The 15,263-nt window shown below is 63.0% G+C and carries 15 protein-coding genes; 5 read left to right on the top strand and 10 right to left on the bottom strand.

Annotated features, from left to right (window positions below):
• Positions 1–72 precede the first annotated feature (72 nt).
• The 3 genes from B0G81_RS33830 (at position 73) to B0G81_RS33820 (ending at position 4,520) form a co-directional block, all read left to right on the top strand.
• A complete protein-coding gene (locus B0G81_RS33830; protein WP_134141536.1) occupies positions 73–1,923 on the top strand; it encodes a PhoH family protein in 1,851 nt (616 codons plus the stop codon).
• A 205-nt stretch (positions 1,924–2,128) separates the two neighbouring features.
• Positions 2,129–3,355, top strand: a complete 1,227-nt coding sequence (locus tag B0G81_RS33825) for a C40 family peptidase (RefSeq protein WP_134141534.1) — start codon at positions 2,129–2,131, stop codon at positions 3,353–3,355.
• Between the two features lie 358 nt (positions 3,356–3,713).
• Complete coding sequence (locus tag B0G81_RS33820) at positions 3,714–4,520, top strand: SDR family oxidoreductase (protein WP_134141532.1); 807 nt, start codon at positions 3,714–3,716, stop codon at positions 4,518–4,520.
• Between the two features lie 59 nt (positions 4,521–4,579).
• On the opposite strand, the gene B0G81_RS33815 is transcribed toward B0G81_RS33820, so the two are convergent.
• From B0G81_RS33815 to B0G81_RS33770, 10 genes are all read right to left on the bottom strand, one after another.
• Complete coding sequence (locus B0G81_RS33815) at positions 4,580–5,590, bottom strand: inorganic phosphate transporter (protein WP_116116820.1); 1,011 nt, start codon at positions 5,588–5,590, stop codon at positions 4,580–4,582.
• Positions 5,590–6,216 (bottom strand): DUF47 domain-containing protein, encoded by a 627-nt coding sequence (locus B0G81_RS33810; protein WP_012432805.1) that lies wholly within the window; start codon positions 6,214–6,216, stop codon positions 5,590–5,592. Before B0G81_RS33810 ends, B0G81_RS33815 begins: the two co-directional genes overlap by 1 nt.
• Positions 6,217–6,354: 138 nt before the next feature.
• Positions 6,355–7,740, bottom strand: coding sequence for a replicative DNA helicase (locus B0G81_RS33805; protein WP_074763850.1), 1,386 nt, complete (start codon positions 7,738–7,740; stop codon positions 6,355–6,357).
• 133 nt (positions 7,741–7,873) lie between these two features.
• A complete protein-coding gene (rplI, locus tag B0G81_RS33800) occupies positions 7,874–8,326 on the bottom strand; it encodes a 50S ribosomal protein L9 (RefSeq protein ID WP_106283575.1) in 453 nt (150 codons plus the stop codon).
• A 27-nt stretch (positions 8,327–8,353) separates the two neighbouring features.
• Positions 8,354–8,629 carry a 30S ribosomal protein S18 gene (gene rpsR, locus B0G81_RS33795; RefSeq protein ID WP_007182109.1) on the bottom strand — a complete coding sequence of 92 codons (276 nt, stop codon included), beginning with the start codon at positions 8,627–8,629 and terminating at the stop codon, positions 8,354–8,356.
• A gap of 2 nt (positions 8,630–8,631) precedes the next feature.
• Positions 8,632–8,931 (bottom strand): primosomal replication protein N, encoded by a 300-nt coding sequence (priB, locus tag B0G81_RS33790; RefSeq protein ID WP_035550556.1) that lies wholly within the window; start codon positions 8,929–8,931, stop codon positions 8,632–8,634.
• 51 nt (positions 8,932–8,982) lie between these two features.
• Positions 8,983–9,357: a 30S ribosomal protein S6 gene (gene rpsF, locus B0G81_RS33785; protein WP_006048823.1), complete on the bottom strand. Its 375-nt coding sequence runs from the start codon at positions 9,355–9,357 to the stop codon at positions 8,983–8,985.
• A 290-nt stretch (positions 9,358–9,647) separates the two neighbouring features.
• Positions 9,648–10,589, bottom strand: a complete 942-nt coding sequence (locus B0G81_RS33780; protein WP_106283576.1) for a zf-HC2 domain-containing protein — start codon at positions 10,587–10,589, stop codon at positions 9,648–9,650.
• Positions 10,579–11,313: an RNA polymerase sigma factor gene (locus B0G81_RS33775; protein ID WP_134141530.1), complete on the bottom strand. Its 735-nt coding sequence runs from the start codon at positions 11,311–11,313 to the stop codon at positions 10,579–10,581. Before B0G81_RS33775 ends, B0G81_RS33780 begins: the two co-directional genes overlap by 11 nt.
• Positions 11,314–11,465: 152 nt before the next feature.
• A complete protein-coding gene (locus B0G81_RS33770) occupies positions 11,466–12,380 on the bottom strand; it encodes a LysR family transcriptional regulator (RefSeq protein WP_012432799.1) in 915 nt (304 codons plus the stop codon).
• Between the two features lie 163 nt (positions 12,381–12,543).
• On the opposite strand from B0G81_RS33770, the gene gcl reads away from it, so the two are divergent.
• Both gcl and hyi read left to right on the top strand, forming a co-directional pair.
• Positions 12,544–14,319: a glyoxylate carboligase gene (gene gcl / locus B0G81_RS33765; protein WP_134141528.1), complete on the top strand. Its 1,776-nt coding sequence runs from the start codon at positions 12,544–12,546 to the stop codon at positions 14,317–14,319.
• Positions 14,320–14,424: 105 nt separating this feature from the next.
• Complete coding sequence (gene hyi / locus B0G81_RS33760) at positions 14,425–15,234, top strand: hydroxypyruvate isomerase (protein WP_134141526.1); 810 nt, start codon at positions 14,425–14,427, stop codon at positions 15,232–15,234.
• Positions 15,235–15,263 lie beyond the last annotated feature (29 nt).

Here is a 15,263-nt window from a genome sequence, read left to right as displayed (position 1 = left end):
GCGCACTCACTGGCACCGGCAGAATGCGACAGGCGGCGCACGATATGTGACCCGATTAATTCGAGGGAAACCATGCCTTTGCCTACCCCCCCCAGCAAGCTCGGCAATCTCCTGCCGCCGGACGAATACAAGGCCAAAGCCGCCAGCCCGGCGCGCTCGGTCGCGAAGAAACAGGCGGTCGTTGGGGAATCCGCAGAGTCGGCCGACTACGGCCGCGCGAACGTCGCCACGCCGATGGCACACGCCGCCAATGCCGCGACCACTTTGCGGCCGGTGCCGGCATCGTCGGCGGTCGCTGTTGCGTCCGCATCCGCTGAACAGGCTGCTCCGGCGCGTGGTCGCAAAACGAAGCAGACCGCCGCACTGCTGCAACCGGTTCCCGCGAGTCGTCCGCAAGCCGAGCCGGCCGCGCAGCCGGTCGTGGCCCGCGCGCCGAGCGCGAAGCAGGCTGAAGCGAGCACGCCCACGGCTGCCGCGCCGGCTACGCGCGGCACCACCAAGAAACGCGGTGCGGGCACCGAGCCGGTTGAAATGCAGAAGCTCTTCGTGCTCGACACGAACGTGCTGATGCATGATCCGAGCTGCCTGTTCCGTTTCGAGGAACACGACGTCTATCTGCCGATGATGACGTTGGAGGAACTCGACAACCACAAGAAAGGCATGTCGGAAGTCGCGCGCAACGCTCGCCAGGTGAGCCGCACGCTCGACGCGCTGGTGGCGAACGCCGGCAACATATCCGACGGGATTTCGCTCGCGCGGCTGGGCAGCCGCGAGGCGTCCGGGCGTCTGTACTTCCAGACCAAGCTCAACGCCATCGAGCCGGTGGAAGGTTTGCCGGAAGGTAAGGCCGACAACCAGATCCTCGGCGTGGTGCGCGCGCTGCAGCGCGACCGGATGGATCGCCAGGTCGTGCTGGTGTCGAAAGACATCAACATGCGCATCAAGGCGCATGCGCTCGGCCTGCCCGCTGAAGACTACTTCAACGACCAGGTGCTCGAAGACAGCGATCTGCTGTATTCCGGCATCCGCGCGCTGCCGCAGGATTTCTGGACCAAGCACGCGAAGGGCATGGAGAGCTGGCAGGACACCAAGACCGGTACGACGTACTACCGTGTCACGGGTCCGCTGTGCGCCTCGATGCTGGTCAACGAGTTTGTCTATCTGGAGCCGCAGAACGGCGAGCCGGCGTTTCACGCGCTGGTGCGCGAACTGAACGGCAAGACGGCGCTGCTGCAAACCTTGCGCGACTACGGCCACCACAAGAACAACGTGTGGGGCATCACGGCGCGCAACCGCGAGCAGAACTTCGCGCTGAACCTGTTGATGAATCCGGAGATCGACTTCGTCACGCTGCTCGGTCAGGCCGGCACCGGCAAGACGCTGGTCGCGCTCGCCGCCGGTCTCGCGCAGGTGCTGGACGACAAGCGCTACAACGAGATCATCGTGACGCGAGCGACGGTGCCGGTCGGCGAAGACATCGGCTTCCTGCCGGGTACGGAAGAGGAAAAAATGCAGCCGTGGATGGGTGCATTCGACGACAACCTCGAAGTCCTGCAGAAAACCGACGACGCAGCCGGCGAGTGGGGCCGTGCCGCGACTCAGGAGCTGATCCGTTCGCGCCTGAAGGTCAAGAGCATGAACTTCATGCGTGGCCGCACGTTCGTGGACAAGTATCTGATCATCGACGAGGCGCAAAACCTGACGCCGAAGCAGATGAAGACGCTGGTCACGCGCGCGGGTCCGGGCACGAAGATCATTTGTCTCGGCAACATCGCGCAGATCGATACGCCTTATCTGACGGAAGGCAGTTCGGGTTTGACGTACGTGGTCGATCGCTTCAAGGGCTGGGCGCACAGCGGGCATGTGACACTGGCGCGCGGCGAGCGTTCGCGCCTTGCCGACTACGCCTCGGAAATTCTTTAAGTTTCAACTAGTTAGAATCAGCCAGAAGCCGCGTCCAGAGTAATCCGGGCGCGGCTTTTTTCTTGACTGTACGTCCTCGTCGGGCAACACTTAGCGCACGAACTTCAAGTAATTTGTCAAGAATTCTTGCCGGAGCGAGGTTCCAAGGGCTACCATCCCGACATCGTTCGCCGTTAAACGGGCGTTTACCGCTCTCCTCGTCTTCATGCGCCGACTCGCCTTTTCGCTGCTGACCGTTCTGCTGCTCGCCGCCTGTGCCGGCGCGCCGCAGAAAACGTCGTCGCGCGCGGGCAGCTCGGTCGTGGTGGCGAACGGCGCTTATCATGCTCCGCCGCCCGGCTTCCCGAACTTCGTCGATCACAGCATCGGCCGCGAGGAAATCTCGATTCAGGCGATGAGTCTCGTCGGCATTCCATACCGTTGGGGCGGGAATACGCCGGATAGCGGCTTCGATTGCAGCGGACTGGTTCGCTATGTGGTGTCGCGCGCGGCATCCGTTAATCTGCCGCGCACGACGGCGGATATGAGCGGGCGCGGCGAATCGATCGAACCGGACGAGATCGCGCCGGGCGATCTGATTTTCTTCAATACGACGGGGCGCGCGCATTCGCACGTTGGCATTTATGTGGGCAAGCTGCGCTTCGTCAACGCGCCGTCGACCGGCGGTACCGTGCGGCTCGACTATCTGACCAATCCGTATTGGGCCAAGCGTTTCGACGGGATCCGCCGCGTGGCCGCGCCGGCAGCGACACCGGCGCCGTTCGATACGCCGAGTTATCAGGCGGCGGCGCCGCAGCCCGAGCGCGTGGCGCAGACGGCGCCAGCTTATGCGGCGGCTGCGGGTGTGCCGGCGTATGCAGGTAAGGCGGCGACCGTGGCGCCGACGTCGGCGAAGACTGCTTCACAGGCGCCGCCGGTTTATGCCGCTAGCGCGCTGCAACCCCAATCGCCGTCGCAGCAGACAGCCCGCGTCGCGGCAACGTCACGCGTGCCGTCTCCCTCCGAGACGCAATCGGCAACGACCGCGGCCGCGCCGCAAGCCGATCCGTTCGAACCGCCACCGCCGGGACTGAGCGCGGCGCAGATGCAGGCGCGTGCGGCAGGCGCGGTGTCGCCGACGCCGGTTCCGGCCGCTCAAGCCAGCGCCTATGACGGCATCGCCGGTGCACCCGCTCAGCAACAGGCGGCCGCTTCACGCACGGCGCCGCAAATGGCGAGCTCCCGCGCGCCCGATCCAATCGACGCCGCCGCCGACGCGTTCGAGCCGCCACCGCCCGCGTCCGTCGCCGCGCGCCAGGCTCGCCAGGCGCAACAAGCCGACGACAACGGCAGCGTGCAGATCATGCGGGCTTCGACGGTCGCGCGCGGAATGCCCGCGCCCACGCAAACCAACGACGACCCGATCGCGCGCTTTGCCAACGGCAATTTCTGACGCCGTGACGTGGGTTTGGCGCAAACAGGTGTGGATCAAGCCCCTTCCGTGTCGATACGACGCGATGTAGGCCGCGGCAAGCCAGGATGCGCGGACCTGATACTAACGCTCAGCCGTTCAACAACATCACGCCAGCGCACCACCGCCCAGCGCATCACGACTCGCCCTCAGCACTTCAGACCACGCCCAAATCGCGCCGCCTGGCGTCGATATTTCGTTATACAACCAGCCGTCCATGCACGAACAACAAGTGACGCACCGCCGTTCACGATCCTCCCCTCACCACGATCCCGCACACGACACCGCCCCCGCCGATCTGCTATCGTCATCGATATTCTTCCGACAGCAGGTGATGACGATGGATCTCGGGCTCAAAGACAAGGTGGTGTTGATCACAGGCGGCAGCAAGGGAATCGGGTTCGCGTGCGCCCGCGCGTTCGCGCTCGAGGGCGCCAAAGTCGCGATCGTCTCGCGCGATCCCGCCAACCTCGCGCGCGCTTACGAGCAATTAAAGCAGGAAGGCCTGCACGTGCACCGGACCCGCGCCGACCTGCACGAACCGCACAGCGCCGCCGATATCGTCGAGGAAGTCAGCACCGCAGTCGGCCCGATCGACATACTGATCAACAGCGCCGGCGCCGCGCGCCGCTATGATCCGGAAACGCTCGACGCCGACGCGTTCCGCGCCACCATGGAAGCGAAGTACTTCCCCTACATCTATCCCCAGCAGGAAGTGCTGCGCCGCATGGCCGAACGCGCCAAGTCCGGCAACGGCGGTGAGCCCGGCACGATCGTCAACATTATCGGCATGGGCGGCAAGATCGCGAGCGATATCCATATTGCCGGCGGCGCCGCGAACGCCGCGCTGATGCTCGCCACCGTCGGCCTCGCCCACTATTACGCGCGTTACGGCATCCGCATCAACGCGATCAATCCCGGCGCGACGCTGACCGAGCGTGTCGAGGAAGCCGTCAAGCTGGAAGCAACGCAACAAGGCATCGAGAGCGCGGAAGCGCTCACGCGCGGGCAGGCCAAAGTGCCGCTCGGCCGCTATGCCAAACCGGAGGAAATCGCCGACGTCGCGCTATTTCTGGCGAGCCGCCGCGCGAGCTATGTGACGGGCGCAATCGTCCCGATGGACGGTGCTAGCGCGCCGCTCATCTAGACGGCGCGCTACGAATCCGGACAATTTGATAGCGCGGCGGGCAGCGCCGCCGCGCGGTTTTACAGGAAACGGTGGCCGAGCCACCAGGCGGCGCCGGAGAGCGCCGCGGAAGCCGGGATCGTCAGAATCCACGCCCACACGATATTGCCGGCCACGCCCCAACGCACCGCGCTCAGCTTCTGCGTCGCGCCGACCCCGACGATCGCGCCGGTAATCGTATGCGTGGTGGACACGGGAATGCCGAGCCACGATGCAGTGAACAGCGTGATCGCGCCGCCCGACTCCGCGCAAAAACCGCCCACGGGCTTGAGCTTGGTGATCTTCTGCCCCATCGTGCGGACAATGCGCCAGCCGCCGAACAACGTGCCGATACCCATGGAAAGATAGCAGCCGCCGATCACCCACAGCGGCGGCGCATCCGCGAACGACGACGCATAGCCCGTCGCGATCAGCAGCATCCAGATAATGCCGATGGTTTTCTGCGCGTCGTTGCCGCCGTGCCCGAGGCTGTACAAACCCGCCGACACCAGTTGCAGGCGCCGGAAACGCCGGTCGACCTTGCTCGGCGGCGTGCGGAAGTAGATCCACGACACCGCCAGCATGAAGAACGAGCCGAGCACGAAGCCGAGCAGCGGCGAAATGAAGATGAAGGCCACCGTCTTCATCAGGCCGTCGAAATTGAGCGAGCCCCAGCCCGACTTGGCGAGCGCCGCGCCCACCAGGCCGCCGATCAGCGCATGCGAGGAACTCGATGGAATGCCGTAATGCCAGGTGATGATGTTCCAGCCGATCGCGCCGGCCAGCGCGCCGAAAATCACGTAATGGTCGACGATGTTCGGGTCGATCGTGCCCTTGCCGACGGTTGCGGCCACTTTCAGGTGGAACACGAAATACGCGATGACGTTGAAGGCCGCCGCGAAAGCCACGGCCTGCTGCGGCTTCAGCACGCCGGTCGAGACGACCGTGGCGATCGAATTCGCCGCGTCGTGAAAGCCGTTCATGAAGTCGAAAATCAGCGCGACGGCCACCAGGCCGACGACGACCCAGATTGCGAGTTGTATCGATTGCATTATGCGTTTTCCAGCACGATGCCTTCGATGATGTTCGCTACATCCTCACACTTGTCCGTGATCGTTTCGAGCAATTCGTAAATCGCTTTGAGTTTGATCAGGGTCTTGACGTTGTCTTCTTCGCGGAACAGTTTCGACATGGCCGAGCGCAGCACGCGGTCGGCTTCCGATTCCAGACGGTCGATGTCCTCGCAGGCCTTCAGTATCTGGCTGGCCTGCTTCATGTCGGACAACAGGCTGACGGCGAACTGCACGCGCTCGGAGGTAGCCGTGCAGATGTGCGCCAACTGGCTCGCCTCGGAGGTCACGGCTTGAACGTCGTACAGCGAAATGGCGGTGGCGACGTCTTCCATCAGATCGAGGATGTCGTCCATCGTGGTGATCAGCTTGTGGATCTCGTCACGGTCGAGCGGCGTGATGAACGTCTTGTGCAGCAGGTCGATGGTTTCGTGCGTGAGCTTGTCAGCGGCCTTCTCGGCTTTCTGCACGTTTTGCTTATGAGTCTCGGCGTCCTGCAGGTTGTCGATCAGCAGCTCGAGTTCGCGGCTTGCCGAGACGATGCACGTTGCGTGCGCATTGAAAATTTCAAAGAACTTGCCCTCGGTGGGCATGAATCGACCGAACATTGGGATCCCGAAAATTGGTCACATTATGGCTGACATAAAACCGCCACATTGTACCGTTGCGAGACCCCGGCCGCACTTGTGAAAGCGCCGTTACAACGACGCTCCAGTTATAGCTTCACTTCTGCGCGAATTGCGTTTCTAGTCGCTGTAGAAATTTTGCGCGCCCGCAAAATTGTCGAACTTCGTGAATTGACCGTGGAACGTGAGCCGAACAGGACCAATGGGACCATTCCGCTGTTTGCCGATGATAATTTCGGCCGTGCCCTTGTCCGGGCTGTCCGGGTTATACACTTCGTCGCGGTAAATGAACAGGATCACGTCGGCATCCTGTTCGATAGCGCCGGATTCGCGCAGGTCGGACATGATTGGCCGCTTGTTCGGGCGCTGTTCAAGACCGCGGTTGAGCTGCGACAAGGCGATCACCGGTACGTCGAGTTCCTTGGCGAGACTCTTCAGCGAGCGCGAGATTTCCGAGATTTCGGTCGCGCGGTTTTCACCTGACGACGACCCACTCATGAGCTGCAAATAGTCGATGATGATCAGCCCCAGCTTGCCGCACTGGCGCGACAATCGGCGCGCGCGCGAGCGCAATTCCATCGGGTTCAGACCGCCGGTTTCGTCGATGAAAATCTGCGCTTCGCTCATTTTCTGCACGGCGTGCGTGAGCTTCGGCCAATCCTCGTCGGTGAGGCGCCCGGTTCGCATACGGTGCTGATCCAGCCGTCCGACCGAGCCGAGCATACGCATGGTGAGCTGCGAACCCGGCATTTCCATCGAGAACACCGCGACCGGCAAGCCGTACTCGACCGCCACATATTCGCCGATGTTCATCGAAAATGCCGTTTTACCCATCGACGGACGACCCGCGACGATGATCAGTTCGCCGCCGTGCATGCCCGAAGTCATGCGGTCCAGATCGACGAAGCCGGTCGGCGTGCCGGTCACGTCGCTCGGATTGGCGGTGTGATAAAGCGTGTCGATCCGCTCGACAACTTGCGTGAGCAGCGGTCCAATTTCGAGGAAACCCTGCGTGCCGCGCGCGCCGTCTTCGGCGATCGAAAAAACCTTCGATTCGGCCTCATCCAGCAACTGCCGGACTTCCTTGCCCTGCGGATTGAAGGCGTCTGCCGAGATTTCATCGGCGACCGAGACTAGCCGGCGCAATACCGCGCGATCGCGCACGATTTCCGCGTAGCGGCGGATGTTGGCCGCGCTCGGCGTGTTCTGCGCGAGCGCGTTCAGATAAGCCAGACCGCCGACCTCTTCCGCCTTGCCCGAGGTGCCGAGCGCCTCGTAGACGGTGATCACGTCGGCCGGACGCGTGGCCGCGATCAACTTGCCGATGTGCTCGAAGATGATGCGGTGGTCGTAGCGGTAAAAATCGCTCTGCGACAGGAAATCGGCGATGCGGTCCCACGCGGCATTGTCGAGCAGCAGGCCGCCCAGCACCGATTGCTCGGCCTCGATCGAATGCGGCGGGACTTTCAGCGACTCGAGTTGGGGATCTTTGGACGGTGCGTTCATGGAGAGGAATTATCGGGTAATCGAGCGGCCGCGGCGAGCGGGAAAAACAAAAAAACAGGCACAAAAAAGGCAGGGGCCGGTTACCCGGCCCCTGCCCTTCGCCAGCAACGTCCTGGCAAATACTACCTGATGCTTAGACGTGTTCGCCGATCACAGCCACCGTCACATCGACCAAGACGTCGGTGTGCAGCGAGATCTGAACTGCGTGCTCGCCAACCAGCTTCAGCGGGCCTTCCGGCAGACGCACTTGCGCCTTTTCCACTGCGAAGCCTTGCTTGACCAGGGCTTCAGCGATGTCCGCGTTCGTCACCGAGCCGAACAGACGGCCGTCGACGCCAGCCTTCTGATTGATCTGAACGGTCGAGCCACCCAGCTTTTCGCCTTGAGCGGTAGCTGCAGCCAGCTTTTCAGCGGCGACTTTTTCCAGTTCTGCGCGACGCACTTCGAATTCAGCCAAAGCTTCTTTCGTTGCACGGCGAGCTTGCTTGTTCGGGATCAGGAAGTTACGTGCGTAACCGTCCTTGACCTTCACGATATCGCCCAGGTTGCCCAGATTGACGACTTTTTCCAGAAGAATAATTTGCATTCGGAGACTCCTTATCGCGTCGTCGGGTTAGGCCTTGTGCTGGTCGGTGTACGGCACCAGCGCGAGGAAACGTGCGCGCTTGATTGCCGTATCCAGCTGGCGTTGATAGTGCGACTTCGTACCCGTGAGACGCGCCGGCGTGATCTTGCCGTTTTCGCCGATGAAGTCCTTCAGCGTTTCGAGGTCTTTGTAGTCGATGTGATCGACGCCAGCGGCCGTGAAACGGCAGAACTTCTTGCGCTTGAAGAGCGGATTTTGTTGCTGACGACGCTTGTCGAATTTCTTACCAGTCGGGCGGGGCATGTTCAGTCCTTTCCAATGTCCTGCAATGCTGTGATGTGAAATACCAGAGTTCTTGCGTTGCGGTGCTTTTTTGCCAGAAAGCCTGTGAAGAGCGTTTCCACGCCCATCTGACAGCTTTCCAGCTTACCGCTCGCCTCGCCTGCGGCTACTGCCTGCATGGTCAGTTCGACTTGCCGGGTAATGCCGGCTTCGACGACTTCCGTGCGGTGGTGCAACGTGCAGCCTGCAATCGGAACGCCGGCGGGGGTATATCGCACCGGTTCGCGTTCAACGACGCTGGCCGTCAGTTGCAGCCGATTCATGTAGCCTTCGACGAGAACGACGCTTTGATCTGGTAGCTTAAATAGTGTGTCTTAAGCCTGCGCTTCGGACGGTTGCGTAGCAGCCGACTTCTTGGCTTCTTCGCGCTGCACTTCCTTCATCATCGGCGACGGGCCGGTCTCGGCCTTCTTCATCTTGACGATCAGGTGACGCAGAACAGCGTCGTTGAACTTGAATGCGTGTTCCAGCTCGTCGAGCGTGGTTTGGTCGCATTCGATATTCATGCAGACGTAGTGAGCCTTCGCGAGTTTCTCGATCATGTAGGCCAGTTGGCGGCGGCCCCAGTCTTCGATACGGTGGATCTGGCCACCGTGCGAGGTGATCGTGGACTTGTAACGCTCGATCATGGCGGGCACTTGCTCGCTCTGATCCGGGTGCACGATAAATACGATTTCGTAATGACGCATATTCACTCCTTGTGCTGACTTATGGATTAAAGCCACCCGGGCGTCGAACCGGTGTGGCAAGTGAGAAGCCCAAGAGTGTAACCCGATTAGGGCCGGGCTGCAAGATATCCCGTTATTGCGAGGCGCGAATCGGGTGTGTTTTCAAAGGTTTAGGCGCCGACACCGCGATATGCAGACAGTTTCTTACGCCTGGCGGCCTGAAACGCGCGACGAAATCTGCGAAGCAACCGCACCCGCAAGCCCCGGCGACGTGCCGCCCGCCAGGGCCGCCCCGCACGCCGGCTTGCAGTCTACGAGCCAGTTTCCGTGCGCTCGCTGCCGCTTTGCAGACGCGCCTTCAGTGCCACTTCGAGCCCCTTCAGCGCATCCGGCGCGGCGTCCGAGATTGCCCACCAGGTCATGCCTTCCGCGTTCCAGTGCGCAATCGAGTAGCCTTCGCGGCCGAGCGTCGCCGGCGCCGTGCCGCTCGAGGCGGTCTGCGGAAAGACGTACACGTCGATCACATGCTTCTGGTAGCGGTACACCAGCACGGCCACCCGCTGATGCGCGAGGTAATCGAGGCGGCCGCCCTCCAGCGCGAAGCCGTTCGCCGCGAGATCCTCGACCGGCGGCGAATAGTCGAGCCGACCGTTGAACCACGGCTTGACCGTATGCCGGTCCGTCGAAATCACGTCGATGTCACGTCCCGAGACCTGCGCGCGTACGTGACTCTCTATCAGCTCGTCGGTAAATGGCCCGAAGTCCGCCGGCCGACGCAGGTTCAGCGCCACGCCAGCCGCCGCCGCGCACAGCGCGAGCACCAGCACCGTCAGCCAGCCGCGCCCGAACACGCCGCCTGAGCCCACCGCGCCACCGCCGACGCCGCCCGTGCCAGCGCCCGTCGGCCAGCCCAAGCCACCCTGCGGCGCACGCATACCGGCCAGCAAACGCTCGAGCCAGCCGCGCCGCGCCTGCTCGCGCGGCGGCGCCTTGACGTTGGCAACCGGCGCCTCGGCCGCCGCAACCGGCTCGTCGACGGACGGCAATCCGGCGACGATCCGCTCGCGCAGCGACTGCGGCGCACGATGGTAAGGCAGCGCGCGCACCGCGCCGCTCAAGGCTCGAAGGTTCTCGCTTTCGCGCCGGCAGGCGTCGCAGCTCTCGATGTGCTGCTGAACGCGCCGGGCGTCCGGCGCGGGCAATTCGTGATCGGCGTTCGCGTCGAGGAGCGGCCGCGCTTCGTTACAGTCCATCTGGCGTCTCCTGAGCGTTGCCGGCGGCACTGCCGCCGGGTGTGTTGAGCGGCCGGCCGTTGGCGGACGCCCGCAATGGGGTCACGCTCGCCGTAGCCGATCTGCCTGGGCCGGCCGCCGCGCACGCGGATGACCGGTGCGACGCGCTTCCGCCCCCCTGTTTCTCCATGAGCAACGCGGCAAGCTTGCGACGCCCCCGCGCGAGCCGGGACATCACCGTGCCGATAGGCACGTCGGCCACCGCGGCGATCTCCTTGTAACCCATTTCCTCCAGCTCCCGCAGCATCAGCACTTCCCGATATTCGACCGGCAACTGCGCAAGCGCCTCGTGGACGCGCTTCGTGTCCTCGTCGCGGATCAGGAGCGCCTGCGGATCGGCACCGCCGACGCTCCAGCCTTCGAACGAGGCGTCGTCCATGGTGTCGTCGAACTCCACCGTCTCATGCGACGACGAACGTCGTCGCCATTCCGTGTACCAGGTGCGTCGCACGATCGCCAGCAGCCAGGGGCGCGCCGAGTCGCCGCGAAACGTGTCGAAGAAGCGGAATGCGCGCATGAACGCTTCCTGCACGACGTCGTCGGCATCGCTCGCGTTACCGCACAACCAGCGCGCAAGGTTGTACGCGGCATCGAGGTGCGGCAGCGCCATCTGCTGAAAGCGCCGGCTCCGCGCTGCTTCGGACTCGCCGTGCGCGCGGACAGGTTCTGAATCGGTCTGGACCACCTCGGCCCTCCAGGGCATTGCGGCTATGCGATTTAGCTCGTCGGGACACTCTCTGCAACGAATAACCGGCCATTTGCCGAGTTTATTCCCGACGCCCCCCGGAATCCGCAAAAAATCTGGCCGAAGCGCCGGCGCGCCCGGATGCGGCAGGGTTAGTAAGCCGGGCGGTTCCAGTAATCCTCGCTGGCGTAGACCTCTTTCAGATAATCGATGAAGTACCGCACCTTCGCCGGCACGTACCGCTGCTGCGGGTAGACGGCGAGAATGTCATAGTCGGGCAGCGCGAACTCGTCGAGCACGGTTTCCAGCTCGCCGCGCGCCAGCTGCTGCTGGATCTCCCACGTGGAGCGCCAGCCGAGGCCGAGACCTTCCGACACCCAGCGGTGCAGCAATTCACCGTCGTTGCAATCGAGCGTGCCGCCCACCCGCACCGTCGCCAGCTTGCCGTTGCGGCGGAAATACCAGCCGCGGTTCTGTCCGCCTTGCAGATTGAACGCGAGACAGTTGTGCTGCGGCAGGTCTTCGAGCGTTTTCGGCCGGCCGTGCTGGCGAAAATACTCCGGCGTGCCGCACACCACGCGCCGGTTCGACGCCAGCTTGACCGCGACGAAGTTCGGATCGACCGCGCCGCCGATACGGATCGACAGGTCGTAACCCTCGCGCACCAGATCCACCACCCGGTCGGTCAGATTGAACGACACCTGCAATTCCGGCTTGTCGGCGAGAAACACCGGCGCGAGCGGCGCGACGTGCTTGCGCCCGAACGCGGCCGGCGCCGACACGATCAGATGGCCGTTCACGGCGCGCCGCCCGGCGCTAAGCTCGTTTTCCGCCTGATCCCATTCGGTGAGGAGACCCCGGCAGCGCTCGAGAAACGCGGCGCCGTCTTCGCTGACCACCAGCCGCCGCGTCGAGCGGTACATGAGTTTGACGCCGAGACGCTTTTCCAGCGCGTCGATGCGGCGACCCAGAATCACCGGCGACACGCCCTCCTCCAGCGCGGCCGCCGCCAGGCTGCCGGCATCCGCGACACGCACGAAGGTTTCGATCTGTTTGAAGCGATCCATTTTTGTCTCCCTGCTGCTAGTCCTGATGCCAGTCCGCGGGCCATTCCATACTTTTTGTTTCGAAATAAGCGACCCGGACTGATCTTATCAAACCTTTCCGTCAGGCCTAAAGTGCACTCAACACTTTTAATTCGCCCATTCCCAAGACATTCAGGAGACATTCATGGCCAAGATGAGAGCCGTCGACGCAGCGGTGCTGGTGCTCGAAAAAGAGGGCATCGACACCGCATTCGGCGTTCCGGGCGCAGCGATCAACCCGTTCTACTCGGCCATGCGCAAGGCAGGCAACATCAGCCACGTGCTGGCCCGCCACGTCGAAGGCGCGTCGCATATGGCCGAAGGCTACACGCGCGCCCAACCGGGCAACATCGGCGTGTGTATCGGCACGTCGGGCCCCGCCGGCACCGACATGATCACCGGTTTGTACTCGGCTCAGGCCGACTCCATTCCTATTCTTGCCATCACGGGCCAGGCGCCGCGCGCGCGTCTGTACAAGGAAGATTTCCAGGCCGTCGATATCGAATCGATCGCCAAGCCGGTCACCAAGTGGGCCGTCACCGTGCGTGAACCGGCGCTGGTGCCGCGCGTGTTCCAGCAGGCTTTTCACCTGATGCGCTCGGGCCGTCCGGGTCCGGTGCTGGTCGACCTGCCGATCGACGTGCAACTCGCCGAAATCGAATTCGACATCGACACGTACGAACCGCTGCCGGTCTACAAGCCGAAAGCGACGCGCAAGCAGATCGAAGCTGCGCTCACCTTGCTGAACAACTCGGACAAGCCGCTGATCGTCTCGGGTGGCGGCGTGCTGAACGCGGCCGCGGAAGATCTGCTGGTCACGTTCGCTGAAACCATCGGCGTGCCGGCGATCCCGACGCTGATGTCGTGGGGCGCGATTCCCGACGACCATCCGCTGATGGCCGGCATGGTCGGCCTGCAAACCTCGCACCGCTACGGCAACGCGACGATGCTCGCCTCCGACTTCGTGCTCGGCATCGGCAACCGCTGGGCGAACCGTCATACAGGCAGCGTCGAGGTGTACACGAAGGGCCGCAAGTTCGTGCACGTCGACATCGAACCGACGCAGATTGGCCGCGTGTTCGGCCCGGATCTGGGCATCGTGTCGGACGCGAAGGCCGCGCTCGAACTGTTCGTCGAAGTGGCCAAGGAATGGAAGGCCGCGGGCAAGCTGAAGGACCGTAGCGCGTGGGTCGCCGACTGCCAGGAACGCAAGCGCACGATGCATCGCAAGACGCACTTCGACAACGTGCCGATGAAGCCGCAACGCGTCTACGAAGAGATGAACCAGGTGTTCGGCCGCGACACGTGCTACGTGAGCACGATCGGTCTCTCGCAGATCGCCGGCGCGCAGTTCCTGCATGTCTACAAGGCGCGCAACTGGATCAACTGCGGCCAGGCGGGTCCGCTCGGCTGGACGATTCCGGCAGCGCTCGGCGTGCGTGCGGCTGACCCGCAGCGTCCGATCGTCGCGCTCTCGGGCGACTACGACTTCCAGTTCATGATCGAAGAGCTGGCCGCCGGCGCGCAATTCAAGCTGCCGTATGTGCATGTGGTGGTGAACAACTCGTACCTCGGCCTGATCCGCCAGGCGCAGCGCGCGTTCGACATGGACTTCTGCGTGCAGCTCGGCTTCGAGAACATCAACGCGCCGGAGATGAACGGCTACGGCGTGGATCACGTCGCGGTCGCCGAAGGTCTGGGTTGCAAGGCGATCCGCGTGTTCAAGCCGGAAGAACTGAAGCCCGCGCTGCTGAAAGCGCAATCGATGCTCTCCGAATTCAACGTGCCGGTGATCGTCGAAGTGATTCTCGAACGTGTGACCAACATCTCGATGGGCACCGAAATCGACGCGATCAACGAGTTCGAAGAACTGGCCACGAAGCGCGAAGACGCACCGACCGCGATCAGCATGCTCGACTGAGTGGCCTGACGCAGCGAAAAGATGAGCATCACGTGAGCGCGGTTCAGCGACACCGAACCGCCTCACGAAGTTATTCCACTGACCGACCAGAGAGACAGACGCACCATGCCGAAATTTGCAGCGAATCTCACCATGCTGTTCAACGAAGTCCCGTTCCTCGACCGCTTTGCGGCCGCTGCGGACGCGGGCTTTCACGCCGTCGAATTTCTGTTTCCGTATCCGTTTCAAATCGCTGAATTGAGCGAGCGTCTGCAGCAGAACCGCCTGAAGCTGGTGCTGCACAACCTGCCTGCGGGCAACTGGGAAGCCGGCGAACGCGGCATTGCGTGCCTGCCGCATCGCGTGAGCGAATTCCAGGAAGGCGTCGGCCGCGCGATCGAATACGCGAAAGCATTGAAGGTGCCGCAACTGAACTGCCTCGTCGGCATTCCGACGGCCGGCGTGGATGCGGACAAGGCGCGCTCAACCATCGTCGACAACCTGCGCTTCGCCGCGGGCGAACTGAAGAAGGCCGGCATCAAGCTGCTGGTCGAGCCGTGCAATTCTTATGACATTCCGGGTTTCCCATTGAACCGTTCGGCCGAAGGCCTCGACGTGATCCGCGCAGTCGGCTCGGACAATCTGTTCCTGCAGTACGACATCTATCACATGCAACGCATGGAAGGCGAACTCGCGGCGACCATCAAAAAGAACCTGCCGCAAATCGCGCACATCCAGCTCGCCGACAACCCGGGCCGCAATGAACCGGGCACCGGCGAAATCAACTACCCGTTCCTGTTCGATCTGCTCGACTCGCTCGGCTATGACGGCTACGTCGGATGCGAATACAAACCTCGCACGACAACCACCGCCGGCCTCGGCTGGGTGCAGAGCGTGGCCGGGCAAACCCGCGGCGCGGCGCACGCCGCCGCCTGAGCGTCGCATAGCCTCATTGCCGGGCGGGA

Origin of the sequence: Paraburkholderia sp. BL6665CI2N2 (assembly GCF_004366535.1) — a bacterium.
Lineage (GTDB): Bacteria > Pseudomonadota > Gammaproteobacteria > Burkholderiales > Burkholderiaceae > Paraburkholderia.
The sequence above is the reverse complement of the archived record's forward strand: the minus strand, read 5'-3'. Positions and strand labels throughout refer to the sequence as shown.